This is a genomic window from Carboxylicivirga taeanensis, from assembly GCF_051851475.1.
GTDB lineage: Bacteria > Bacteroidota > Bacteroidia > Bacteroidales > Marinilabiliaceae > Carboxylicivirga > Carboxylicivirga taeanensis.
This window is the reverse complement of record NZ_JBPUSJ010000001.1, coordinates 335,714-359,893: the sequence shown is the minus strand read 5'-3', so window position 1 is coordinate 359,893 and position 24,180 is coordinate 335,714. Positions and strand designations below refer to the sequence as shown.

At 43.3% G+C, this 24,180-nt stretch carries 18 protein-coding genes; 11 read left to right on the top strand and 7 right to left on the bottom strand.

What is annotated here, in order from left to right; all coding sequences use genetic code 11:
• The first annotated feature begins 88 nt into the window (after positions 1 to 88).
• The 9 genes from ACSX1H_RS01600 to ACSX1H_RS01560 all read left to right on the top strand — a co-directional run bounded on the left by ACSX1H_RS01600 (position 89) and on the right by ACSX1H_RS01560 (position 11,153).
• Positions 89 to 2,368 (top strand): ATP-dependent helicase, encoded by a 2,280-nt coding sequence (locus ACSX1H_RS01600; protein WP_439181783.1) that lies wholly within the window; start codon positions 89 to 91, stop codon positions 2,366 to 2,368.
• Between the two features lie 132 nt (positions 2,369 to 2,500).
• On the top strand, positions 2,501 to 3,103 hold the full coding sequence (locus ACSX1H_RS01595) for a DUF4290 domain-containing protein (RefSeq protein WP_439181781.1): 603 nt from the start codon (positions 2,501 to 2,503) through the stop codon (positions 3,101 to 3,103).
• Positions 3,104 to 3,129: 26 nt separating this feature from the next.
• The gene (murA, locus tag ACSX1H_RS01590) at positions 3,130 to 4,434 is read left to right on the top strand and encodes a UDP-N-acetylglucosamine 1-carboxyvinyltransferase (RefSeq protein WP_439181780.1); all 1,305 of its coding nucleotides are present in this window, start codon (positions 3,130 to 3,132) and stop codon (positions 4,432 to 4,434) included.
• 314 nt (positions 4,435 to 4,748) lie between these two features.
• Positions 4,749 to 5,279 carry a TlpA family protein disulfide reductase gene (locus tag ACSX1H_RS01585; protein WP_439181778.1) on the top strand — a complete coding sequence of 177 codons (531 nt, stop codon included), beginning with the start codon at positions 4,749 to 4,751 and terminating at the stop codon, positions 5,277 to 5,279.
• A gap of 18 nt (positions 5,280 to 5,297) precedes the next feature.
• Positions 5,298 to 5,822, top strand: coding sequence for a TlpA family protein disulfide reductase (locus tag ACSX1H_RS01580; protein WP_439181776.1), 525 nt, complete (start codon positions 5,298 to 5,300; stop codon positions 5,820 to 5,822).
• A 207-nt stretch (positions 5,823 to 6,029) separates the two neighbouring features.
• Entirely contained in the window at positions 6,030 to 6,638 is a 609-nt protein-coding gene (locus ACSX1H_RS01575; protein WP_439181775.1) for a nucleotide exchange factor GrpE, read from the top strand.
• Positions 6,639 to 6,650: 12 nt separating this feature from the next.
• On the top strand, positions 6,651 to 7,796 hold the full coding sequence (gene dnaJ / locus ACSX1H_RS01570; protein WP_439181774.1) for a molecular chaperone DnaJ: 1,146 nt from the start codon (positions 6,651 to 6,653) through the stop codon (positions 7,794 to 7,796).
• A gap of 426 nt (positions 7,797 to 8,222) precedes the next feature.
• The gene (locus ACSX1H_RS01565) at positions 8,223 to 9,734 is read left to right on the top strand and encodes a hypothetical protein (protein ID WP_439181773.1); all 1,512 of its coding nucleotides are present in this window, start codon (positions 8,223 to 8,225) and stop codon (positions 9,732 to 9,734) included.
• A gap of 18 nt (positions 9,735 to 9,752) precedes the next feature.
• Positions 9,753 to 11,153, top strand: coding sequence for a DUF5723 family protein (locus tag ACSX1H_RS01560; protein WP_439181772.1), 1,401 nt, complete (start codon positions 9,753 to 9,755; stop codon positions 11,151 to 11,153).
• 215 nt (positions 11,154 to 11,368) lie between these two features.
• On the opposite strand, the gene ACSX1H_RS01555 is transcribed toward ACSX1H_RS01560, so the two are convergent.
• Together ACSX1H_RS01555 and ACSX1H_RS01550 are read right to left on the bottom strand one after the other, a co-directional pair.
• Positions 11,369 to 11,611, bottom strand: coding sequence for a hypothetical protein (locus ACSX1H_RS01555; RefSeq protein ID WP_439181771.1), 243 nt, complete (start codon positions 11,609 to 11,611; stop codon positions 11,369 to 11,371).
• A 129-nt stretch (positions 11,612 to 11,740) separates the two neighbouring features.
• Positions 11,741 to 12,754 (bottom strand): NAD(P)/FAD-dependent oxidoreductase, encoded by a 1,014-nt coding sequence (locus ACSX1H_RS01550; RefSeq protein ID WP_439181770.1) that lies wholly within the window; start codon positions 12,752 to 12,754, stop codon positions 11,741 to 11,743.
• Between the two features lie 163 nt (positions 12,755 to 12,917).
• Here ACSX1H_RS01550 and ACSX1H_RS01545 point away from each other — a divergent pair, with 163 nt between their 5' ends.
• Both ACSX1H_RS01545 and ACSX1H_RS01540 read left to right on the top strand, forming a co-directional pair.
• Entirely contained in the window at positions 12,918 to 14,000 is a 1,083-nt protein-coding gene (locus ACSX1H_RS01545; protein ID WP_439181769.1) for a family 10 glycosylhydrolase, read from the top strand.
• Between the two features lie 88 nt (positions 14,001 to 14,088).
• On the top strand, positions 14,089 to 16,347 hold the full coding sequence (locus tag ACSX1H_RS01540) for a glycoside hydrolase family 20 protein (protein WP_439181768.1): 2,259 nt from the start codon (positions 14,089 to 14,091) through the stop codon (positions 16,345 to 16,347).
• Positions 16,348 to 16,471: 124 nt separating this feature from the next.
• On the opposite strand, the gene ung is transcribed toward ACSX1H_RS01540, so the two are convergent.
• From ung to ACSX1H_RS01515, 5 genes are all read right to left on the bottom strand, one after another.
• Entirely contained in the window at positions 16,472 to 17,134 is a 663-nt protein-coding gene (ung, locus tag ACSX1H_RS01535; protein ID WP_439181767.1) for a uracil-DNA glycosylase, read from the bottom strand.
• Positions 17,135 to 17,250: 116 nt separating this feature from the next.
• Positions 17,251 to 19,263, bottom strand: coding sequence for a glycoside hydrolase family 97 protein (locus ACSX1H_RS01530; protein WP_439181766.1), 2,013 nt, complete (start codon positions 19,261 to 19,263; stop codon positions 17,251 to 17,253).
• Positions 19,264 to 19,380: 117 nt separating this feature from the next.
• On the bottom strand, positions 19,381 to 22,053 hold the full coding sequence (locus ACSX1H_RS01525) for an alpha-L-rhamnosidase-related protein (RefSeq protein ID WP_439181765.1): 2,673 nt from the start codon (positions 22,051 to 22,053) through the stop codon (positions 19,381 to 19,383).
• Positions 22,054 to 22,341: 288 nt separating this feature from the next.
• A complete protein-coding gene (gene murQ / locus ACSX1H_RS01520) occupies positions 22,342 to 23,169 on the bottom strand; it encodes an N-acetylmuramic acid 6-phosphate etherase (RefSeq protein WP_439181764.1) in 828 nt (275 codons plus the stop codon).
• Positions 23,169 to 24,011 carry an ATPase gene (locus tag ACSX1H_RS01515; protein ID WP_439181763.1) on the bottom strand — a complete coding sequence of 281 codons (843 nt, stop codon included), beginning with the start codon at positions 24,009 to 24,011 and terminating at the stop codon, positions 23,169 to 23,171. The genes murQ and ACSX1H_RS01515 overlap by 1 nt, the downstream gene beginning before the upstream one ends.
• Between the last annotated feature and the right edge of the window lie 169 nt (positions 24,012 to 24,180).

Below are 24,180 nucleotides of genomic sequence, written 5' to 3'. Positions count from 1 at the left end.
AGGATAAGATTATTACCTTTCGAATTCGTTCTATTGAAATGAACTTCTATTTTTGCATATTAGTTGGTCAATTATAAATCAGAGTATAGTGCAGGATTATTTAGAGGGATTAAATGACGCCCAACGAAGTGCCGTGGTTGAAACGGAGGGCCCTTCGCTGGTGATAGCAGGAGCAGGTTCTGGTAAGACACGTGTGTTGACTTTTCGCATTGCTCATCTTTTGCAGCAAGGTGTTAAGCCCTATCGGGTATTGGCACTCACCTTTACCAACAAGGCTGCTAAAGAAATGAAAGAGCGTATTGGTGCGGTGGTTGGACAAGGCATGGCTGGAAGCTTGTGGATGGGAACTTTCCATTCAATTTTTGCGCGTATCTTGCGTTACGAATCCAAGCACCTGGGCTATCCGTCTACCTTCACCATTTACGATACTCAGGACTCAAAAAACCTGATAAAGAGTATTGTAAAGCGAATGAAACTGAATGAGAAGGCCTACAAGCCAGGCAGTGTGCTATCTCGCATTTCGGCTGCTAAAAATGATTTGGTGACGCCGGTTGTGTATGCCCGCGATGTTAATCGAACAGCTCACGATAAAGCCTCTCAAATGCCTATGATTTATGAGATTTATGCACAATACATGAAAGAGTGCTATAAATCAGGCGCGATGGATTTTGATGATTTATTATTGAACACGAATATTCTGTTTAGAGATTTTCCGGATGTGCTGAAAAAATACCAGGAGCAGTTTGATTATGTGATGGTCGATGAGTATCAGGATACGAATTACTCACAATACCTCATTATTAAGCGACTGGCCGAGAGGCATAACAATATATGTGTGGTGGGCGACGATGCTCAGAGCATTTATAGTTTCAGGGGTGCTAAAATCGAAAATATCCTCAATTTCAGGAATGACTATCCCGGCTATAAACTTTTCAAACTGGAGCAAAACTATCGCTCGTCCCAAAATATTGTGAATGCAGCCAATAGCATCATCGCTAAAAACAGGGGGCAGATACAAAAAAACGTATTTTCGGCCAACGATGAAGGCCAGCGAGTAAAGGTGCTGAAAGCTTATTCTGATATTGAAGAGGGGTTTTTGATTACCAACGACATCTTCGAAAAGCGCATGAAAGAACGGTGCGACTTCAAAGATTTTGCCATACTGTATCGCACCAATGCACAGTCGAGGGTTTTTGAGGAGGCCCTGCGGAAGAAGAACTTTCCTTATAAGATTTATGGTGGCCTATCCTTTTATCAGCGCAAGGAGGTCAAAGATTTATTGGCTTATTTCAGACTCACAATCAACCCATCCGATCAGGAGGCACTGAAGCGAGTCATCAATTATCCGGCACGTGGCATTGGTAAAACCACTATGGATAGACTAACGGCCGCAGCCGACGCCAGTGATCAGAGCCTGTGGAATATTTTAATCAATCCCAATATAGGACAGTTAGGCATTAATGCCGGGACACAAAAGAAACTGGCATCTTTCGTGGCGCTCATCGCACAGTTTAAGGCGCAGCTCGAAAACTTGTCTGCCTATGAGCTGGCTGCTGAAATTGCATCGGCCAGTGGAATGATGAAAGATTTGCATAATGACAAGTCCATTGAAGGACAAGGGCGTATCGACAATATTGATGAGTTATTGAATGGTATCAAGGATTTTACCGAGAGTAAACAGGAGGAAGGAGAACCGGCGCAACTAGTCAATTTCCTGGAAGATGTAGCACTACTGACTGATCAGGATAATGAAAAGACAGACGATATTGATAAAGTCACACTGATGACAATTCATTCGGCCAAGGGGTTGGAGTTTAAAAACGTCTACATTGTTGGAGTCGAGGAGGGGCTGTTCCCGGCCACACAATCCACCGATAGTGAGAAGAGTCTAGAAGAAGAACGACGCCTGTTTTATGTGGCTATCACGCGGGCCGAACAAAATGCGACCATTTCATTTGCAAGGTCGCGCTATAAATATGGCGAATTAACCTATAGCCGGCCAAGCCGCTTTATTGGCGACATCGATCAGTCATTTCTGGATATTAACCCAGAGGATTTTGCTGGCAACGAACGCCCACAACCAGCCTTCAGAAAACCATTGGCTAACTCGTCATCATCAACAGTTAAGCCGCGTATCCGTATGAATTATACTGGCGGGTCAGCAGCCGATAAACCCAAAATCGCATTCCAGGCTTCTAATACAAACGGTTTACAGGTAGGCTCCCGGGTTGAACATGAACGTTTTGGTCAAGGCGAGGTGATTAGTATTGAGGGCGTTGCTCCAAATATGAAAGCAACTGTTAAGTTCATTAATGCAGGGCAGAAACAATTACTACTCAAATTTGCCAAACTAAAAATTTTGACTTAGTTTTGTGGCATTCAGTTACTGCGCTAATAAACAACAAGGTAACACTACTCCGAAAGTAATTATAAAAAGACAGTTCCGAAAAACAACCGCCGTTTGAAGGATGTAAACTAGTTAAGATTTTAATACCTATTAATGGATTACAATTCTAATCGTAAAAATTTGATTCTGCCCGAATATGGCCGTCATATTCAGAAAATGGTTAACCATGCGGTAACCATTGAGGATCGAGAAGAGAGAACCAAATGCGCCAAAACGATCATTGGCATCATGGGGAATATGTTCCCGCATTTACGCGATGTTAATGATTTTAAACATAAGCTATGGGATCACTTGGCTATAATGGCTGATTTTAAGTTGGATATCGACTACCCATACGAGTTGTTGGAAAAGGAAGCACTGACCAAGCGGCCTGATAAAATTCCCTATAAAAACAGTAAAATCTCCTACAAGCATTACGGTGAACTAGTGGAGAAGATGATTGAGCAGGCAATTCTTTTAGAGGATGAAACCGAAAGAGAACACTTGATGGTGATGATTGCCAATCATATGAAAAAATCACTGTTTATTTGGCACAAAGATTCGGTGACTGACGATCGTGTTTTCGATGATCTTCAGCGCCTATCAAAAGGTAAACTAACCATTCCTGAAGGAACCAAGCTGGCTGAGTTTAAAGAGCAGCAGCAAAACCGCACTCGCGGAAAGAAAAGACCACAGCCCAAACCCCGGAAAAAGTAGCTAGTTATCTTTTAGACCTTGACATAATGAATTGTTTTGAAATTGAGGGCGGATACCGTCTGAAAGGAGAGATTACACCACAAGGTGCAAAAAATGAAGCGTTACAGGTTATTTGCGCAGTTTTACTAACCCCCGAGAAAGTTACAATTAACAATATTCCTGACATTGTTGATGTTAATAATCTGATCGATCTATTGGCAGAAATGGGTGTGGTTATTAATCGCATTGACCGGAATACATGTGAATTTACGGCGGCTGATGTTAATTTGGAATTTCTTCAAACCAAAGATTTCAAACGAAGAGCTTCATCTTTACGTGGATCAATCATGATTATGGGGCCACTTTTAGCTCGGTATGGAAAAGCCTATTTTCCAAAGCCCGGGGGCGATAAAATTGGCAGAAGGCGACTGGATACCCATTTTATTGGTTTTGAAAAGCTGGGTGCTCAATTTAATTTCGATGCCGAGGATATCTTTTATACCGTTGAGGCCACCCACATGAAGGGTACTTATATGTTGCTCGATGAAGCCTCAGTTACGGGAACCGCTAATATTTTGATGGCGGCTGTCTTAACGCCCGGAAAAACGACCATCTATAATGCGGCCTGCGAACCCTATTTGCAGCAACTTTCAAAAATGCTAAATAGCATGGGGGCCAAAATCTCAGGAGTTGGGTCCAACCTGTTGGAAATTGAAGGTGTTTCAGAACTGACAGGATGTGAGCATACCATTCTGCCCGACATGATTGAAATCGGAAGTTTTATTGGTATGGCTGCGATGACCAGCTCTGAAATAACGATTAAAAATGTAGCAGTCGATCAGTTGGGGATTATTCCTATGATGTTCAAACGAATGGGAATTAACCTGCAGGTGGTTGGAGACGATATTTACATTCCTACACAAGAGCATTATGAGATCGATACCTTTATTGATGGCTCTATTATGACCATTGCAGATGCGCCCTGGCCCGGACTTACACCCGATTTACTAAGTGTATTTTTGGTAGTTGCAACTCAGGCACGTGGCAGTGTACTCATCCATCAAAAAATGTTCGAAAGTCGCTTGTTCTTTGTTGATAAGCTCATTGATATGGGTGCGCGCATTATTTTATGTGATCCGCATCGCGCCACCGTTATCGGCTTGAATAAGGAGAATGCCTTGAGAGGAGCTAACCTAACTTCGCCCGATATTAGAGCAGGTGTTGCGCTGCTAATCGCTGCTTTGTCTGCTCAAGGAAAAAGCACCATTCAAAATATTGAACAGATTGATCGTGGTTATCAGAACATTGATGGTCGCCTTCAGAAATTGGGAGCACGCATTAAGCGAGTTTAGATATAATTAACAATCGTTAAATTATTTTAGCCTTGAAAAGAGTCCTTTGCAGGATGATTTTTAAGGCTATTTTTTGTGGCTCTATTTTTCAAGTATTTGATTATTAGTTTATTATGGAGCTTCATTGCTTAATATAAAAATAGATTTAACAATTACAAGGCCATAAACGGTTGCAAGAATATAGGGCAAACCCTAATTTTGCACTCAGAATTCAGACACTTATCACAGAATACCGCATGTTTATCTAAAAAGAATAAATACCTCATTTATTTTTCTGAAACTTTACACCGAAGATTAATTTCAATTAATGTATCATGAAGCAGCTAAAATTAATATTAGCTACTGTGACTGTGGGCATGTCCTTTTTGTCATTTATGATTGACAATCAGGAACCTTTAGTTGGTTTGGAAGCAGGCAATAAAGCCCCCGCTTTTCAAGCTACGCTCATCGATGGTACGCCTTTTAATTTGGAAAACCTGGAAGGAAAAATGGTTCTCCTAAACTTTTGGGCGTCATACGATGCGCAGTCTCGCATGAATAATTACTACCTGAATAGTTTATACGAAACGTATAAGCAAGAGCGCTTTTATAAAGGCGAAGAATTTGTGGTAGTAAGTATTTCGCTAGACCGCTTTAAAGCACCACTGCACCTTGCCATTGAGCAAGATGAAACCTCGGACTTTCTGCATATTTGCGATTACGAGGGAATCAACAGTAGCATTAGCACGATGTATAACATCAATCAGCCGGTTAATATTCTTATTGACGGTGAGGGACGTATAGTTAATAAAGACGTCAAGTATTCACAGATTGAAAAATCGCTAGCCTTTCTTTCAGCGATTTAATTATTTCCCCAAACATTTATGACACAGATTAAAGGATATCCTGCCTGGATAGGGCTTGTTATGTTATTGCTGTCGGTATCAGTTAGTGGCCAGGAAATAGGTTTAAACATTGGTAATGAGGCTCCTAATCTGAAAATGCGTAATCCGCAAGGTAAGGTCGTTGATTTGCAGGATCTGCGCGGACAGGTAGTGCTCATCGATTTTTGGGCCAGCTGGTGTGGACCTTGTCGCAGAGAAAACCCGGTTTTGGTGGAGGCCTATAAGCTGTTTAAGGATAAGGACTTTAATATTGGTAAGGGCTTCACAATTTACAGTGTGTCTTTGGATAAAAACCAAGCTGCTTGGAAACAAGCCATTAAAGAAGATAAGCTGGAATGGTCTTATCATGTGAGCGACTTATCAGGCTGGCGAAGCCGGGCAGCAGCATTATATCGTGTAAATGGGATTCCTACAAATTTTTTAGTCGATAAAAATGGCATCATTATCGCCAAAAACATTCGGGGGACATCTTTAAAAAGTACTTTGCAGCAATTGCTTAAATAGAATTTTACAACTGTGGCAAAAAGGCATATTCTTTGTATAAAGAGTGTGCCTTTTGTCATATATAAACGCCTTGAAAATGAATGGATGAAGGATATTCTGTCAATTTGTCCATTATTCAGCTTCTTGGCAGAATAATTGTAAATTTGCAGGCGGCTGGCCGAGATATACTCGGCCGGTTTGATGTTGATAATAAAAAACTAAAATATAATGGATAATAAGTCATCAAAAAAGGAGAAAGCTAAAGAAAAGGCGATGGATACGCAGGCGGCTGAAGAGCTCAATGAAATAACCGTAGAGAAGGAAGTGCAGCTTGACGGTGAAGAGCAGGTGGAACCGCAAGGAGAGACTGAAGAGACAGCTCAGCCAGAAGGAGAAACAGCATTGGCTAATAAACTCAATGAAATGAATGATAAATACCTGCGATTGAGTGCTGAGTATGACAACTACCGTCGAAGAACACTTAAGGAAAAGATGGAGTTGACAAAAACGGCCGGTGAGAGCATACTGTTAGCTCTGTTGCCGGTTATTGATGATTTTGATCGGGCGCTGACGCATTTGGATGAAGCGAAGGATATGGATGGCTTGAAAGAAGGTATTAAACTGATTTACACAAAGTTTAATGACTTTTTGGGACAGCAAGGTATGAAAGAAATTGAGGCGAAAGACAAAGATTTCAATACCGACCTGCACGAGGCAGTGACAAAAATTCCGGCGCCAAAGGAAGAGATGAAAGGAAAAGTTATCGACTGCATAGAAAAAGGATATACCTTACACGATAAGGTGGTGCGTTTTTCAAAAGTTGTTGTAGGCGAATAAATAAGCTGAACTATGTCGAAAAGAGATTACTATGAAGTACTTGAAGTATCAAAAGGTGCTTCTAAAGAAGAAATAAAAAAAGCATACCGAAAAAAAGCGATCAAATATCACCCGGATAAAAACCAGGGCGATAAAGCTGCTGAAGAAAAGTTTAAAGAAGCAGCAGAAGCTTATGAGGTGCTTTCTAACGATGAAAAGCGACAGCGCTATGATCAATATGGTCATGCTGGTGTTGGAGGAGCTGCAGGTGGTGGCTTTGGTGGCGGTATGTCCATGGATGATATCTTCTCACATTTTGGAGATATTTTTGGTGGTGGCTTTGGTGGTTTCGGCGGTTTCGGCGGTGGATCCCGAGGTGGCCGGAGAGTCAATAAGGGCTCCAATCTGCGAGTAAAAGTCAAACTTAACTTAAAGGAAATTGCCAACGGAGCTGAAAAGAAAATCAAAGTCAAGAAATACGTTGAATGTAACCACTGTAGTGGTTCCGGTGCTCAGGATGGCTCTTCTTACAGCAACTGTTCAACGTGCCATGGAACCGGTCAGGTAACGCGTATCTCGAATACCATCTTGGGACAGATGCAAACTTCGTCTACCTGTCCGACTTGTGGTGGCGAAGGAAAGATTATTACAAATAAGTGTAATCATTGTGCCGGTGAGGGAATTATGCGCGATGAGGAAATCATCAGCTTGAACATACCAGCCGGTGTTGAAGAAGGAATGCAGCTTTCTGTTTCTGGAAAAGGAAACGCGGCACGTCGTGGCGGTATTAATGGTGATTTACTGGTGCTTATTGAGGAAGAAAGACATCCTGAATTGGTGCGGGATGGTAATAATCTGATTTATAGCCTGAATGTAAGTATTCCAGATGCCATCTTAGGTAAAACTGCTGAAATTCCTACTGTTGACGGGGCTGTAAAAGTTAAAGTAGAGCCAGGTACCCAACCAGGCAAAATTTTACGCTTACGGGGTAAAGGTTTGCCAGAAGTGAACAGTTATGGTAAAGGCGATTTACTGGTTCATGTGCAGGTATTTATTCCTAAGGAACTGGGTAAAGAGGAACGCAAGCTGATTGAGAAACTTCAGGGAGCCGAAAGCTTTGATCCTAAAAAGGGAAGTGGAGAAAGCTTTTTTAGTCGCATGAGAAACATGTTTGAATAGTTTTGATAGCCTATATAAGAGAGAAGCCGGCCGATGGAGCCGGCTTTTTTTGTATGCTTATCAATAGTTTCCAGGATTTAGTGGAAATAGTTGACATTCCAGTTGCTAAGTGTTAAATAGTAAGTAATTGTGATTAAGTCTTTAGCAAATCAGGGCATATTGAACCCGTTAACTGTCATCAAAAAACAGAAAATGATTTCGAAACATTCAAATAGCAATTGCGTTTACCACCTGTAATGTTGAAAAACTGGGAGGAATAAATGGCAGGGGTAGTTTAAGTGCTCAGATACCTTTTAAAATTGGTGTTTGCCCGTCCTTTAATAAAATAACTTGTTGGGGATAAGCAGATGAATGCAAGAAATGATTTGAGTGTTTCATTCTGAAATAGCTCGACAAGTAGTGACTAAAGAAAATAAATTTACGCGCATGAAAAAAATGTTGACCGGCTTGTTAGCAGTAATTCTGGTTTCAGGCTGTATTGGAGATGAGTTCGATACCGACCTCATCGTTGATGATGTAAATACGAATGCAGCTGTTGCCATTCCACTGGCAAAGGCCAGCGTTAGTATGGAGGATATTCTGTCCGATCAGACAGATATGGTTAAGTATGATGGAGAAAACATTATTCTTTTCCAGGAAACCGATTCGCTGGAGTATGTGGGGATTAATGATTTTTTCAGATTGTCTGCAAATAATGTAAGTGTAACTGTACCCTACATTCTTTTTAACACCCAGGCTTCAGTTTCCCAGGCTGTAGAGTTTCAGATGTCAATTCCCAATGCCGAAGTGCGGGAAATGGTGCTTGACTATCAGGTGTCTGTGTCTGGTGTCGATTTACCAGCACCTTTACTGCTGACCATAACATTACCAACCGCAAATAACGGAGGTACAAGCCGGGTAATAGAGATGGAGGTGCATAGTAACCAAACAGCTACTCAGGTAATTGCTGGCGATCGCTTTTTGATTGAAGGTACATCCATTGCAGCGGAAGTTGCAGTTAAACCTCTAGCTGGAGGGTCTTTTTCCGAAGGTACTATTGGTACTGTTTCTTTAGCGCTCGATGAGTTATCACTCAAGTATGTGAGAGGGACCATGTCAGAGAATCAGGTAAGTATGAATGAAGGTACCTATGCACTTGATTTTGACGTATTGGCCGACATCCCCGGTGAAGTGGAGTTTGCTGAGCCGCAGCTAAGTGTTATTGTTGATAATGCCACCCCGTTTAATGGGCGTATTGAAGCTATTCTAAGTGGTCAGGTTCAGGATGGTAGCATCTTGCCATTGAGTTCGCAGCCTTTCGATATTGAAGGGGTTCAGGCCGGAGAACAATCAAAACGTTCGGCTCATATATTAACAAATGACAACTCCAATATCAGTTCCTTTCTGTCTAAAACCCCTGAGCAATTAAAGTATGCTGGCATACTGACGCTGAATCCGGGTAATCAATATACTGATGAACTGGAACTGACCGATCAGGATCGCATTTATATCGGGTATGGCTTTGAAGTGCCACTTAAGCTCAAACTCAACGCGGAGTTAGAGCAAGAGGTTATTAAGTTGGATGATATTGACTTGCTCGATGATCTGACGAAGGCAGCCCTGGTAATTACTTCGCTGAATGGTCTGCCTATTGGGGCATCGGCTACCATTGATTTTTATGATGCTCAAACTGCTTCTGTGCTTGAAACCATGGCTATTAATCTGGTGGAACCGGCAAAGGTGAATGGAGAGGGTTTGGTTATTGAAACCAGTGAAAGTACGACTGAAATTACTCTGACGGAGTCGCAGGTTGAGAGTCTGAAGAAGGCTGAAGAATTAAGGTTAAGCATCCGCCTTAATACCTCCCAATATGATGAGGGGCAGATTGTTGTGTTTCAACGACAAAATGCCTTGGATATTCAATTGGGTATTCGTGGCAAGATAGAGTATAATAACTAACCCCGATAAGGCTTGATAATGAAACAGATATATATTGTAATTTTAATGCTGGCTTTTGGCTTTACTGCCATAGCTCAGGATAACTCTCTGATGTTCACCAAGGGAATTCCGCAATCGACACAACTTAACGCTGCTTTTCGACCGGTAAAAAAATGGTACCTGGCTATGCCTGCCTTAGGAAGTGTGCAATTCAATGGAACAAATAGTGGTTTTTCGTGGAATGATATTATTCGAAAAGGAACAGGAATGCAGGCCGATTCCTTAATTGTGGATTTGGATTATGCCGCGGGCCAAATGCAGGATAATAACCTGTTTGCCACCGAAGCATCTCTTCAGGTACTTGGCTTCGGGTTTGCTGTTAAGCAGTGGTTTTTTACTTTCGACATCAATCACAGGCTGAAGGCCCGTATGAACTATCCTGCTTCCTTAATGAACTTGCGTTATGGTAACTGGGATTATGATTTGAGTCAGCCCATTAACCACTCTTTTTCGGATATTTATGTCAATGGTTTGGATTACCATGAGGTAGTACTTGGTGCTTCAAAGTCCATCAACGACAAACTGACCCTTGGGGTGCGTGTGAAGTACCTCATTGGTGTGGCCAATGTGCAGTCGGAGTATTTCACCCTGGAGATGGAAACATTTCAAAACGGAAATATGCGCATCACTTCCGATGCCTCATTCCGCACCAATATTCCATTGGATATCACCTACGATGCCGAAGGATATGTGGATAATTTAGAGGTCCGTGATGATGCCGATGAGCTGTTTACCTCTACTAAAAATACAGGCTTTGGTCTTGATCTTGGTGCAACCTATCAATTAACAGATAAGTTAATGCTGGGAGCTGCCATTAATGATTTAGGGTTTATTAATTGGAAAGAAGGGACCTCGCGCTTATTCACCAAAGGTACTTTTGATTATGATGGTGTGAATGTATCTGATGAGCTAACTGGTGATGCCGGCGATGCGGATTACCTGGAGCAGTTGGGAGATGATTTTGAGGAAACGTTCCGTTTTAGCAATGATGCAGATAGTTATCGAACCGGATTAATGGGGAATTTCAATGTGTCGGCTGATTATCAGTTTAAAGAATGGCTCAACTTTGGGTTGGTTTCTAAAAACTACTTTGTTGATGACAAGCTGGTGCCACAAGTAACATTGGCCACAGGTTTGCAGGCTGGACGTATTCTATCCGGAGCCATCACATATTCGTATATGAAAAATGCCCCAGCCAATCTGGGGGCTGGTATGGCGCTTAACCTGGGGCCTTTTCAGGTTTATGCGGTTACAGATAATTTAAATGCAGCGTTTAAGCCGGCATCAGCGAAGTATGTGAATGCCCGTTTGGGTATTAACTTTGTTTTTAACGGCAAGCGCGATAAGGCAGATGACAGGCCTGAAGAGAGTGTTGAGTAATAGCAGTGTAACATTAATTGCACGGCATACAACTTAGCTTTTCGAAAAATGTATTAAGATTTTACGCCAAGCACGCAAGGATGAGTGATTGATTATTCAGACCCTTGCGCTCTTGGCGTATTCTTTTTTGTATCCTTTTGAGGGAATATCAATTGTTTTTGCTTCCCTGCTTCTCATTGTAATTTGACTTTGTTAGTCGAAATAGATCCACTCGATCAGGGGTGGGGTTGCAAATTGTACTTGCTGGCAATCTGCTCCAATGTTAGTGTAGAATTGGGAAGTAAATCAGGTGGACAAACACCATATTTGGCTTTTGTTTCGTAGCGCTTGCAGGTTGAATATTTCTCTGCTCCTGCCACACAGTACAGTTGTTGGTAAGACTTTGTTGTCATCTTGCGATCTTTGAGAATGCCTTTAAAAATGGGGCATTTCTCAACATTAGGACAATTAGTGTTCATAATTAGGTGTAGTTATTTCCTACTCATTTGGCTTTTCGGTACCGCCCCGTTTATTTGGTTTCTGGACTCCAATATCTCTAATAAAGATACTTATATTGAGGATATTAAACAGGTTGGTTTTGTATTTTATCAAATAGATTTTAGTTTTTCTGCCATTTCTTTTGCCAGATAAGGTGCCATTAGGCCGCCACGGGAGCCCAATCCGTTAAAAATGCCAATTTGTGGATGGTCGTTCAGAAAGGTTAGCAGTGGGCGTCTGTCAGCAAAGGTTGGTCGGATGCCGGTAAGCGGCTGCGTAATGGTTAGCGGTAAATCAGAAATTGCAGCCCATTTGGTCAATAGCTCATCACGTTTTTCAGGACTGGGTGCCAGATTTTCCCATTGGTGGGCGTAGGTAGCTCCAATTTTAAAGCGCTGATCTGCTATTGGCATCACAAATATTCCTTTACTCAGGATGTTTTTGAGCTGTAAATTGGGTATGGTTACATCAAGCAATTCGCCTTTGGTGTTGTTCCACTTAAGGTGTTTAAAAAAGCGGCTACTGGCATCATAGCTACCTCGACAAAAAATGATTCGCCGGGCTTGCAGGTGCTTCCAGGTAATGTCGGTTTCGGTTAGAATAATGTCTTCATCATCTACCCCGGCCTCAATCAGCATATTCTTTTGGTGTAAAAACTCTCGATAGGAGTCGAGCAACGTGGCCATGTCTAAGCGTGCGCAGGGATGGATGGTGCCATAGCCGTATGGCTGACGAATACCGTTTGGTAAGTCCTTACGGGCTTTTACCGATATGTAATTGTGCAGGGCCGCCTTATCCAAGCGGTGCTGCCAAAATTGTTCATCTTCTTTACCGTAAAGCTTACTAATAGACTGGGGATAATAAAAACGGGTGTTGAGCAGCGTTTCCAGTTCTTTATACAACTGATGAGCATATGGCTGAAAAAGATCGGCCTGCCATGTTTTTGTAACACGTTTCACAACAATGGGATTGATTAGTCCTGCCGCCGCTCGCGAAGCACTACCTTCTTTTGGAATGTCAATAACCCGATGGGCAATATTTTGCCTGAATAAATGGTAGGAAAGTAAGGTGCCGGCTAATCCCTGACCAACTATCAATATGTCAGTGTTTTCTGTTTTATGCATGTTCGTTTGATTCACAGTGATGCTATCAAAGAAAAAAAGATACGGCACATTTGTTCAATTATCTGTAACAAGATTTCAATTTGGTATCAAGATGGCTCCCTATATTTCGGACTTTAAAATAAAAGCTTGACCTTGGAGAATAAAACCTCTAAATCGAAGTATTATGAAGCAATTTATTAAGCTGTCAGTATTGATTGTTGCAGCACTTGTAACAGCATTACCAGGCTGCCAGGCACCAAAGGAAATTCCATCAGCTAAACATTATGTGTGGATGGGCGAGGGGAAAGATGAAGATAATGTTGTGCTGGAGCAAATGTTTATAAAACTAAAGGAAACAGGAATAGATGGGGTGATGTATCAATGTGCCCTGGAGAAGTATCCGGCAGCTGTTGAACTGGCGCATAAACATGGATTGGAGTTACACGCCTGGCAAACAATTCTGCGACGCTATAATAATGAACTGTTGGAAGAGCATCCCGATTGGTACACGGTAAGCCGTGATGGCAAATCCACTGCAGAGCATCCTCCTTTTGTTGATTATTATAAATGGCTGTGTCCAACAAAACCCGAGGTGAGAGCTCATTTAACCAAGTTGGTGGAAGATTTGGCTGAAGTACCCAATATTGATGGCGTGCACCTCGATTATATTCGCCATTCAGATGTGATATTGGCCCGCGATCTTTGGGATGTGTACGGGTTAGTGATGGATAAGGAATATGCCGAGTTTGATTTTTGCTATTGCGACGATTGTATAGAACGCTATAAAAAGGAAACAGGTGAAGATGCTTCATCTTTTGCAGATGCAGCGCCCGATAATGTGCGCTGGCGACAGTTTCGCTACGACATGGTGACCGAAACGGTTGATGAGCTCACCAAAGCGGTACATGCCAAAGGAAATAAAATAAACGCGGCTGTATTTCCAACGCCAACTATCTCCAAAAAACTGGTACGTCAGGAATGGGATAAGTGGAACCTGGATGCCTATTATCCAATGAATTACAATAGCTTTTACCGCGAAGGAATAGATTGGGTGCAGCAATCATGTAAAGAAGGTGTTGAAGCACTTGATGGTCGTGCACCATTGTACAGTGGCCTGTACATGCCTGCCTTTGCAACCCCTGAAGAGTTTCAGCTGGCTATTCAGGCTTCTAAAAAGGGAGGTGCTTCGGGCGTGTGTGTGTTTACGCCATATGAGATGAAAGATGCACATTGGCAGATACTGAAAGAAGAAATTGATAACTGGTAAATACTAATTGGGTCTGCAAGATGAGTGGTGGTTAGACCAAACACTACTCACAGGGATGGTCCAAAAAAATTTATTGAAAACTAATGCTATGAGAATAAAGCAACTGGTAACAGCTCTAATGGCACTTGTGCTTTTTGCATGTGCACCTAACAAGGATGATGTGCAACTTAATCTAATTCCTTACCCTGCGGAAGTCGAACATACAGGAGCCTGGCTGAAGCTTGATCCAGACCAATTGACTATATCGGGTGTTGATGGCACCTTATTGGGCACGTTGAATAAACAATTGACTGTTGAACAGGCACTGAGCTTGCAGTCGTCAGAGCAGGCTACTATTAAATGTGTGGTAAAAGCAGATACAGGAATAGCTAAGGAGGGATACCGCTTAACTGTTGATAAGCAGCAAGTGCTGATAGAGGCGGCCGACAATGGCGGATTACTGTATGCCCTGCAAACTTTACGTCAGCTGCTTAGTCAGCAAGATGGCCAGGTGCTTATCCCTCAGGTAAATATTGTTGATTACCCTCGTTTTGCCTGGCGAGGCATGCATTTCGATGTATCGCGTCATTTTTTTAGCGTCGATGAAATCAAGCAATTTCTCGATTACATGGCCATGAATAAGTTGAATATTTTTCACTGGCACCTGGTCGATGATCAAGGCTGGCGTCTGGAGATTAAGAAATACCCCAAGCTGACAGAGGTTGGCGCCTGGCGTGAAAATGTCGGCTTTACAGCTAATCAGGAAAAGGGCTTGAACGAAGTCAATACAGAACCATATGGAGGTTATTATACACAAGCAGATGTACGAGAGATAGTAGCGTATGCCTCAGAACGTCATATTACAATTGTGCCTGAGATAGAGTTGCCGGGGCATTCTGCTGCTGCTCTTGTCGCATATCCTCAATATTATTGTTCCAATGCCGGCGAGTTAGAGATCTGGGATCAGGCGGGCGTGTCAGCCGGTGTTTATTGTGCTGGTAAAGAGTCAACGTTCCAGTTTTTGGAAGATGTACTGGCCGAAACCATGGAGTTGTTTCCTGGTGAGTTTATTCATATTGGAGGTGATGAAACACCCAAAGATACCTGGTTGGCCTGTCCGGATTGTCGCCGCCGCATGAAAGAAGAGCAAGCGCATGATGAGCATGAGTTACAGAGCTATTTTGTACACCGCATCGAAAAATTCCTGAATAAGCACAACCGTCGTTTAATTGGTTGGGACGAAATTTTAGACGGTGGTTTGGCGCAGAGTGCAGCCGTTATGTCATGGCGTGGTGTGGCAGGTGGTGTTAAAGCGGCAGAGGCTGGTCATGATGTGGTTATGACACCGATGTTTCCTTATTACTTTAATCATACCCAGAATCATCTGAGCACCTCTCCTGGTCATCCCGGAATTAGAACGTTGCGCGATGTGTATACTTTCCCATCCATTCCAACGGACATTTCTCCTGAGAAACGCAAGCATGTGATTGGTGTGCAGGCTAATATGTGGAGCGAATACATGCCTAAGTTTGAGCACATCGAATACAACCTGTTTCCGCGTGTATATGCTATCTCAGAAGTAGCATGGAGTCCTGAAATTCGTGAGTGGGATGATTTCTATTCACGCGTGCAGCATACACTTCCTTCTATCGAAAAGTATGGTGTAAAACCCGGTGATATCAGCTACCATGTGCGTATTGATGTGGAGCCTGATTACGAAAATCAGTCTGCTCGTCTGGAGTTCCTGACCGAGCGTTCTAATCCGGTTTATTATACCACAGATGGAACAGAACCTACCCAGAAGAGCCAGGTTTATAATGGGCCATTCGTATTATCGCAGGATGCACATGTGAAGGCCTGTCAGTTTAAAGAGGATGGCACAACGACTCATATATCTGAGAAAGAGTTGATATTTCATAAAGCATTTGGCAAGCCGTATGAGTTGAAATATGCTTATGCACCTCAGTACGATGGCGGCGGTAAATATGGCTTAACCAATGGTTTTTTGGGTGTAGAAGTAGGTGTTGAAGAAAAGCCCATGGATTTGACCATCGACCTGGGCGAGTTAACGGATGTGAGTTATATCAATTCACGCTATAAGAATGCCCCAATGTCGTGGGTGTTTGGTCCTAAAAAGGTAACCTACGAGGTGTCGGCTACTGGCAAGGTGTTTACCAAAGTGGCAACATTTGAGCCGGGCGTTACCCAGAGCGATGTGGATGAGATTGTTGAGTATCCGGCCAGCATTGATCCGGTAAAAGCGCGTTACGTGCGCATTGTTGCAGAGAGCGTAGGTATTTGTCCGGCCTGGCATCCGGCAGCAGGCGGAAAGGCTTGGTTATTCTCCGATGAGATGATTGTTAAATAGCATTTATCAGCAAATAGCCTGGTGCTGTTTGCTTTTACAATATTGGTGTAGTTAGTAGTGAGCGCCTCCTGATTGTGATATGCACAACAGGGGGCGTTTTTGTATCACCGCTTTTGTCGGCTGCCTACCAGTTAATAGCTGCTTTGCCGTTAGCGGTCAAATAGTCGTTGGTTCTGCTAAAGTGTTGGTTCCCAAAGAAACCGCGATGAGCTGATAGTGGAGATGGATGTACTGATTTTAGTATCAGGTGCTTGTCGGAATTAATAAGCTGTGCTTTCTTTTGTGCATAAGCTCCCCACAAAAGAAATACCACATGTTCAGATTGCTCTGCCACTGTTTTAATCACAGCATCGGTGAATTGCTCCCAGCCCTTTTTCTGATGTGAACCTGCCTGATGAGCCTGCACGGTTAGAGTAGCATTGAGCAGCAGTACGCCCTGTCTGGCCCAGTGCTCGAGATTGCCATGGTCCGGCATTGCTATCCCTACATCGTTGTGTAGCTCCTTATAAATATTGACCAGGGATGGCGGCATTTTAATGCCCTTGTTGACAGAAAAACATAGACCATGTGCCTGATTAGGACCATGGTAAGGATCCTGCCCCAGAATAACCACCTTTGTTTGTTCAAACGGACAGAGGTCGAAAGCATTAAAGATTTGTGCTGCTGGAGGATAGATGGTGTTTGTATCATACTCTGTTCTGACAAACTGGGTCAGTGTGTCAAAGTAGGGTTTGTCAAATTCAGGTTGCAATACCTGTTTCCAGCCGGCTTCAATTTTTACATCCATCGTTATGCGTTGAGGTTATTAATGGAAGCAAAGTTAGTATAATGCGAATTTGTGCAAAAATGGATCTTGATAAAAGCATAAAAAGAACGACTCCGTAGAGGAGTCGTTCGGAGTTATTACTGTGCCTTGAGCGTAATTGCTTGTCCGCCTCCGGCCGCTAGTTTTAATTCCAGCTTATCGCCCTGTTTCACCATTTGTTTTGTGATGGTGTATTCTTCCGGATTGGTTAACCAGTCGCAGCCTTCTTTATCAGCATAAATTGTTGCTTCATAGCTTCTGTTTGGATCCAGAAAGTCAAGGGTGATGGTGAGTTTGCGTTCTTCTTCATTGGTTGCCGAACCAATTAGCCAGTTGTCTTTACTTCGCCGAGCCGTGGTAATGTATTCGCCTATTTCAGCATTCAATACGCGGGTTTCATCGTAATCAATATTGGCATCAGCAATGAATTGAAAGGCCGGATGGTCGATGTAGTTGTCCACTAAGTCGCTGGCCATCTGCATGGGACTGTAAAGAATAACAAACAGGGCCAGTTGCTTGGCAAGCGTGGTGTGTACCCTTGTCTGGCTGATGTCATCAGTGTTCCAGCTTACACGGTCATTCTTAAAGCGCTTCAACAGTACATCGAACGTTCCGGGCGTGTAGTCAACGGGACCACCCAGCATGCGTGTAAAGGGGATGGTGACGGTGTGCGACGGTGGGTTACCATCACTCCAGGCATTCCACTCCATGCCTCTTACGCCTTCGCGGGTCATCATATTGGGCCAGGTACGTCGCTTACCCGTTGCTTTTATCGGCTCATGAGCATTGACCATAATGCCGTATTTAGCAGCTGTTTCCACCACTTTTTGGTAATGCTCTACCATGTATTGTCCGTGGTGATACTCACCACGAGGATAGATGCCACCTGCATAGCCTGTTTTCAGGGCTTTAATGCCCAGTTGCTGGCAGAGGGCATATGCTGAGTCCATTAGTGCCTCATAGCCAGCCGCATCACCACCTGTTTCATGATGCATAATTAGTTCAACACCTTTTTGTTGGGCGTAGGATGCCACTTTTTTGAGGTCATAATCTTTGGCAGGTGTAACGTGGTCAAACGCATCCTTGGCACCCCATTTATCCCAGCCGGCATTCCAGCCTTCCACCACAAGGCCTTGAATGTTATTTTTGCTGGCAAAGTCGAGGTATCGCATTGTATTTTCAGTGGTGGCGCCATGGCGTTCACCTTCTGTCCACGTTTCGGTACCAATGTGCATGCCCCACCAAATGCCCATGTATTTCATCGGTTCAATCCATGATGTATTCTCAATCTTACAAGGGTCGTTAAGGTTGACAATCATATTTGACTCCACCAGTTTAGAGGCATTGTCGGCAATGGTGATGGTTCGCCAAGGGGTGTGCATGCCCGCTTGGGTTTTTACTTTGGAGCCATCGGCCCAAGGGACCAGTTCTGAAACATAGGTGTTTTTCTTTCCGCTGTCTTGCAGTTTCAGCGTCATGCCACTGTAATTGCTCAGTGCCGCTTCGTGCAGTGACACGTGCAAGCCCGAATTGGTACGCATGGTCACTGGTGTATTGACCCATTCGGCTTCGGAAAGTGGTGTTTTGTTGTACAGTCTTTCGTAGGAGTCGTAATCAGCCATTATCCACCAGGTAGTTGGATTCCCCACCATGGCAAATTCGCTGCGTTCGTTCATGATTGTAAATTCGTTCAGCGGTTCCTGTGTCGGAAATTCGTAACGAAAGGCCACCCCATCGTTAAAAGCCCTGAAAACAAGATTCATTAAAATGCCGGTGGCTTCATGCTGAAGTTCAACTCTGGCTTCATTGTAGTGATTTGAGTTAATTTTTTTCGGTCCCCACACTGCTGTCCAGTTTTCATTGACCTCTTTATGAGAACGGTTCAGCAGGACGAAACCTTCGGTTAATTGGCCGTGCTCTTTAAGCTCAAATCCCAGCGAAGAGGATTGAATGATGACTTCGTCGTTTTTGGCTACCTGGTAGGTGAGTTGGCCACTACTAAGCTGCACAATGGCCTGAACCTCACCATTGGGAGATGTTATTAAGCTGTTTTGCTTGCAGCCGGCCAATGAGAGGATGCCGGCAAGGAGAATCAACAGTCTGATATGCATGTGTTTTCTGTTTTTTAGTTATTGCTAAAATAAATGGGCAAGCGTCAGTGATTAAGTAGTTATTTGTTCAATTAATGGTCCGGCTTGTAGGTTTTTCTACCTGTTTATTGGAGAGTGTCACCTAAGCGGTATAATGCGCAGCTCATCTAACAGGGCCGTGTTTACATCACCATTCATATTGGTGTTGTAGCTTTTGAAACTAAGTTCCATTCTATGTTTACCCTCTTTTAGCTGAACTTTGATGAGGTTGGTATAGCCCCAGTTTGACCATTCATCTTTGCCACGTTGCGGCATCACCATGACACCTGCTTTTTGGCCATCGATAAATAGTGTTCGGATGGCACATTTATTATCGGTGTTGTCGGGTCCAGAACCATTGCTGTAGCGTCCCTGGATTAAATAGTACCCATCTTCCGGTATTTGCACACTTTTATTTATTGATGTATTCAGGGATTTTGAAAGTTCAATATAGCCTTTCCCCTGGTAGCCCTTGGCGCTAATATCGCCTTGCCGGCCCATTGTTTCCGCTTCAATAGAAATTATGTCTTTGGGCTCCCAGATAATTATATTACTGGCAAAGGATGTGTTTTGTTGGTTGATTGCTTTCACACAATATTCGCTGTACTGATTCCTTGCTTCGCAGATGTACTCCGTATTACTCGTTGTATCGATGATGTTGCCATTGCGGATTATCAGGTAAGCCTCTGCTTGAGGTATAGTGCTCCAGGTTAGCTTGTTACGATTGTTTGTTAGGTGAGGCGTTTTAAGTGAAAACCGGTTGGCTGCAATATCTTTAGAGTGTAGTGAGTTGGGGGTTTCTTCCAGCTCGATAACTATGTGCTGATGTCCTTCGGCCTGGTGGCTAATAAATGGTTGGGCCGCTTGTCCGTTAATGGTGCACGATTTAATTTTTGAACCCACTCCCAAAATTTTAACAGACAGGGTGGCTTTGCGGTATTGTATGTTTGTTAGTATGCACTCATTGCCATAACCAGCCGGAACATGCGGGCTAAGGTGCAGTCCATCCAGCTCAAACTGCATGCCTGCAAACACCCGATAAACCGTGCTCAGGTAGCCTGCCACACTCCATAGCTGACGGTTGGAGTTAACCTCAGTGTCTCTGAAATCGCCATTTTCAGCCACCATGTTTTCCTTGTTAGTGAGGAACAATGCTGCTGCACGATTCATGCCGGCCAATCCTTGTTGGAGTGCTTCAGTATGGCCGACTTTGGCACATGCCCAGTTCCAGTAGGCCTGCACGAAGGGCCAGATACCATTATTATGGTAAGGTGGTATTTCGGGTATTTGTGGATAGATACACGGAATGCCATAGTCTACTGTTGGGGTGTTGTTAATAACTTGCAGGGCCCGTGCCTCATTAGCTATGTCGAACAACACCGTAAAGGCTTCTCCCAGAGCTTCGCTGCGGGGGGAGCGCATCAGTGAATTACGGCCATAAAGGTACTGAGCGTAGTAGCCTTTGTTTTCAAGCCATAGTTCATTGTTAACAGCCTGTTTCACCTGTTGAGCGGCCTGTTCATAAGTAGTTGCTTCCTTCCCTAATAGGTGGGCCATTTGGGAAAGGACGTGATAGGTTTGGGCGTGTACAGCATTGGTGCCCAGACTGCGTGATTCAAAAATATCCACCCCATTCATCCAATCGGGATAGGTTTGCTTGCGCCAGTCTAAAAAGGATGATTCGCCCTTAATCAGTGCTGAACGCCCGTCGGTGAGTGTTGCAAAATCATCATCCACCGTGTTTTTAATTATGGGGTAGATGGTTTTGAGCCATTCGTCATCACCTGTTACCTTATATATTTCCCATGCTGCCAATGCCCAGGTAGTACGATCGGATGATATGGGCCAGGCGCCACCAGTGCCGGTATCTTGCATGATGCGATTGTTTTTGACCTTGCGCATCAGGCTTGTTTTAGCAATATCCGGGTTGGTAAATGCGTAAGCCAGCAGGATGGAGTAGCTCACATCGCGTGTCCATACACCTGGCCATTCTTCGCCGGTACGGAAGGTGCCATCGGCTTCGATGTTCATTTCTGTTTCATCGAGCGCCAGGTTGTACAGTGCGTCCACCAGAGGAACTGATGAACTGAACTGCGGATACTGTTCAATGTTATGCTGAAGCTGCCATTCCTTGGCGGTAAAATCATCCGGGTTGTATGGGTTTAGTGATAAAGTAATTTCAAAAATGCCATCATTGTCAGGATCGGTCAGTTGACGATCTGTGCGTCCGGCCAGGTTATCAAAATCCCAACCTAAAGGAGCAAGATTCCCGGCTATGTAAAGGCCTTTAAAATCTTCCTTGTAAATTTTCTGACCATTAAATGTTTCATAGTAGCCCTGTGATGCGAGGGCATGAACAACATCGCTGGCATCAACCTGTACTTTTAATGGGGTGTTAGGGGGAATACTGCCACTGGGTGTTGATTGGGTTTCGGCCTGATGTTTCTTACCAAATGTTATGACTGGCAACTCAATGCGGCCCTGCTCATTGGTTGTTAGTAAAAAAGTATGGTTAACACCCATGGGCATCTCATTGTCTTTTCCATTAATGGCGAACTTAAATTCAATAACGTTGGGAAAGGTTGCATTAGCCGGGCTTTGATAGTTTGAAGTGATATGCACCGGCGAGTGGACCTGGGCGCTGTAGTCTCCCTGGATAACCTTGTTTTTGAATACTGAAAAATTCGCGCCTTTGTAAATGGGTGGTTGGGACTCTTTTTTACAGGCGGTAAGGATAAAGAGTACGCTCAGAATAATTATGAGTTTTTGCATAACAGGATCTGTGTATTAATGAAAAGTATGTATGCAAAATACTCAGATATATGACCAATAGCAACGCGTATTACAGCTTGCTGTCAGTAAATCAGGTTGATAGCTGTTTTATTTTGTCAACGAACAGTCATGCAAACGATTGTAGAAATTATGCCGCAGCTTAATTGCTTGGTCAGGCCCGTTGCCAGGACAGAGGCTTCTCCTGAAGCCTTGTTCCGGCAGATGGTGCACTAAATAAAAAGCGGGTTATCTGTTTTATCGATAACCCGCTTTTCAAAGTTTGTTGTTTTATTTCTTGTAAGCATCAATGGCCTGTTTGACTGATCCATGTGTGAGCAGAAGCTCCTTAGCTGATTCATAATTTAATTTTAGCTCTTCCATTATCATGCGAGCACCTCTGTCCACCAGTTTTCTGTTGGTCAGCTGCATGTTCACCATTTTGTTTCCCTTCACCCGGCCAAGCTTAATCATGATGGTTGTAGTAATCATGTTCAGTATCATCTTTTGTGCAGTACCGGCTTTTAGCCTCGTGCTTCCGGTAACGAACTCAGGACCTACGATGGCTTCAATTGGAAACTCTGTAACGGCTGCCACCTGACTGTTGGGGTTACATGTAATACAGCCTGTTAATAAGCCATTTTTACGGGCATGTTCAATGCCGCCAATCACATAAGGTGTTGTTCCAGAGGCTGCAATGCCTATAACGGTATCCAGTTCGTCTACTTTGTACTCACAAAGCTCTTTCCAGGCTTTATTGGCATCATCTTCGGCCGATTCAACTGCCTGGCGGAGCGCTCTGTCTCCTCCGGCGATTAAGCCAATAACCATGTTGTCGGGCACGCCAAATGTTGGTGGTAATTCCGATGCGTCTAACACACCTAATCGGCCACTGGTACCAGCTCCCAGGTAGAAAACACGGCCGCCTTGTTCCATCCGTTTGATGATGCGTTCGACCAGTTCTTTAATCTGTGGAAGGGCTCTTTGCACAGCCGAATGCACATTGGCATCCTCCTTATTAATATTTGTAATCAATTCTTCCACCGACATCCTTTCCAGGTTGTCAAAATGGGAAGGGGATTCAGTTACACTTAGTTTTTTCTTTTTCTCTGCTATCATTATTTGTTCTTTAAGTCGTTGTGGTAATGCACGAGCCCTTCCATAGGCGCCTGTGTTATGTTACCTAAACGGAGCTTGTGTGCATTCAGAGCCTTTGTTAGTTGTTCTCGAAAATAAAAGGCAATGCTGCCGGTAAAGTTGATGTCAAGTTGCTTAATGTTTTCATATTGAAGCAGGTTGCGCTCAATGAACTCATTAAATGAATTGATAACAAGGCTTTCCAGTTCAGGTATTTGTATGTTCGTCGATAAAAATTTGGTGAACTGAGCCAGGTATCGGTTGGGGAATGGCTGTTTATAGATGCGATCTAAGAGCTCTGCCTGAGAAGTTTTATATGTATCAAAGAACAGTTGGATGACCGCTTTGGGCAGCTGATTTTTCAAAACATCAGCTATAAGCTTTTTGCCAAGCACGGCTCCACTGCCTTCGTCTCCAATAATGAAACCGAGTGGCGATACGTTTTTCGTTATGATCGCTCCATCATAGTAACATGAATTGGAACCAGTACCTAATATACAGGCAATTCCTTCATTGTTTTGACACAGGGCATGGGCAGCTCCCATCAGGTCGCTGTTAATGCTGATGTGTACATTGCCAAAAAAATCAATAAGCGCTTTTCTAACGATGTTGTTTTTTTCTTCATTGGCGCATCCTGCACCATAAAAATGGATTTCTTGAGGCTTCGTGTTTTTTAGTGTATATTCCTCCTCTAAATTTTGTAGGATGTCGGTTGAGGTTTGGTAGAATGGATTAATGCCTTTGGTAATACATGTGTTTATTGTCTCATCGTGCAATAAACGCCATTCTGTCTTAGTTGATCCGCTGTCTGCAATTAGTATCATATTGTATCAATGTGATATGTATTATAAGTTTGCTTTTATGTCCAGTATTAACAATTATATTTCGATTTATTGCTTGTGTAATTGTTGCTTGTTGACTGAATACATTGCAAATGTATAAATAAAATAGACAGAAATCAAGAATAACACGTAAGATGTATGACAAGAATTT

Excerpts from the sequence above, each read along its gene's own strand:
- ACSX1H_RS01595 (WP_439181781.1), top strand. The coding sequence starts at position 2,501 with ATGGATTACAATTCTAATCGTAAAAATTTGATTCTGCCCGAATATGGC.
- murA (WP_439181780.1), top strand. The coding sequence starts at position 3,130 with ATGAATTGTTTTGAAATTGAGGGCGGATACCGTCTGAAAGGAGAGATT.
- ACSX1H_RS01585 (WP_439181778.1), top strand. The coding sequence starts at position 4,749 with ATGAAGCAGCTAAAATTAATATTAGCTACTGTGACTGTGGGCATGTCC.
- ACSX1H_RS01580 (WP_439181776.1), top strand. The coding sequence starts at position 5,298 with ATGACACAGATTAAAGGATATCCTGCCTGGATAGGGCTTGTTATGTTA.
- ACSX1H_RS01575 (WP_439181775.1), top strand. The coding sequence starts at position 6,030 with ATGGATAATAAGTCATCAAAAAAGGAGAAAGCTAAAGAAAAGGCGATG.
- dnaJ (WP_439181774.1), top strand. The coding sequence starts at position 6,651 with ATGTCGAAAAGAGATTACTATGAAGTACTTGAAGTATCAAAAGGTGCT.
- ACSX1H_RS01565 (WP_439181773.1), top strand. The coding sequence starts at position 8,223 with ATGAAAAAAATGTTGACCGGCTTGTTAGCAGTAATTCTGGTTTCAGGC.
- ACSX1H_RS01560 (WP_439181772.1), top strand. The coding sequence starts at position 9,753 with ATGAAACAGATATATATTGTAATTTTAATGCTGGCTTTTGGCTTTACT.
- ACSX1H_RS01555 (WP_439181771.1), bottom strand. The coding sequence starts at position 11,611 with ATGAACACTAATTGTCCTAATGTTGAGAAATGCCCCATTTTTAAAGGC.
- ACSX1H_RS01550 (WP_439181770.1), bottom strand. The coding sequence starts at position 12,754 with ATGCATAAAACAGAAAACACTGACATATTGATAGTTGGTCAGGGATTA.
- ACSX1H_RS01545 (WP_439181769.1), top strand. The coding sequence starts at position 12,918 with ATGAAGCAATTTATTAAGCTGTCAGTATTGATTGTTGCAGCACTTGTA.
- ACSX1H_RS01540 (WP_439181768.1), top strand. The coding sequence starts at position 14,089 with ATGAGAATAAAGCAACTGGTAACAGCTCTAATGGCACTTGTGCTTTTT.
- ung (WP_439181767.1), bottom strand. The coding sequence starts at position 17,134 with ATGGATGTAAAAATTGAAGCCGGCTGGAAACAGGTATTGCAACCTGAA.
- ACSX1H_RS01530 (WP_439181766.1), bottom strand. The coding sequence starts at position 19,263 with ATGCATATCAGACTGTTGATTCTCCTTGCCGGCATCCTCTCATTGGCC.
- ACSX1H_RS01525 (WP_439181765.1), bottom strand. The coding sequence starts at position 22,053 with ATGCAAAAACTCATAATTATTCTGAGCGTACTCTTTATCCTTACCGCC.
- murQ (WP_439181764.1), bottom strand. The coding sequence starts at position 23,169 with ATGATAGCAGAGAAAAAGAAAAAACTAAGTGTAACTGAATCCCCTTCC.
- ACSX1H_RS01515 (WP_439181763.1), bottom strand. The coding sequence starts at position 24,011 with ATGATACTAATTGCAGACAGCGGATCAACTAAGACAGAATGGCGTTTA.